Genomic DNA, 623 nt, shown 5'->3' on the forward strand with positions numbered 1-623 from the left:
TCCTGCCGAGTCGGAGCTGGCCGGCAGCTTCGGCGTCTCTCGCAGCACGGTGCGGGAGGCGCTCCGCTCGCTGACCTCCAGGAACCTGCTGGAGACCACTCGCGGCACCACCGGCGGCACGTTCGTGCGCAAGATCCAGGTCGGGCAGGTGCGCGAGTACCTCGAGATGTCGCTGGGACTCATGTGGGGTGCCGACGAGATCACCGTCACCGAGATGCTCGAGGCCCGCGAGGTGCTCGAGGTGCCGGCCGCCCGGCTGGCCGCCGAGCGCCGCCATCACGTCGACCAGATGGTCGAGGCGATCGACCGGGAGACACGCAGCCGCGGACGCGGTGTGAAGTTCCGAGAGCACCGCACCTTCCACGGCGTGATCGTCCAGGCAGCAGGGAACGGACTGCTGGAGCTGATGACCGACCCCGTGTTCCACGTGCTGCAGACCAGGTTCTTGGACCCGGAGGTCCCGCCGTCGTTCTGGGCGGTCGTGGACGATGACCACCGCACGATCACCGAGGCGATCCGCGAGCACGACGCGGATGCGGCTGCCGACGCACTGCGCGACCACCTGGTCCGGCTGCGCGAGGTGTACCGAGACCCGAGGTAGGCCCCGGTTCTCTGCTCGCGGT

1 protein-coding gene is annotated in these 623 nt (G+C 69.5%); it reads left to right on the forward strand.

Features of this window, described 5'->3' with window-relative positions:
- Positions 1–601, forward strand: a 601-nt coding sequence (locus Q0L15_RS18905; RefSeq protein ID WP_296606055.1) for an FCD domain-containing protein, incomplete at its 5' end; no start/stop codon positions are given.
- Between the last annotated feature and the right edge of the window lie 22 nt (positions 602–623).

It is taken from the genome of Nocardioides sp. (assembly GCF_024509035.1).
Taxonomy (GTDB): Bacteria; Actinomycetota; Actinomycetes; order Propionibacteriales; family Nocardioidaceae; genus Nocardioides.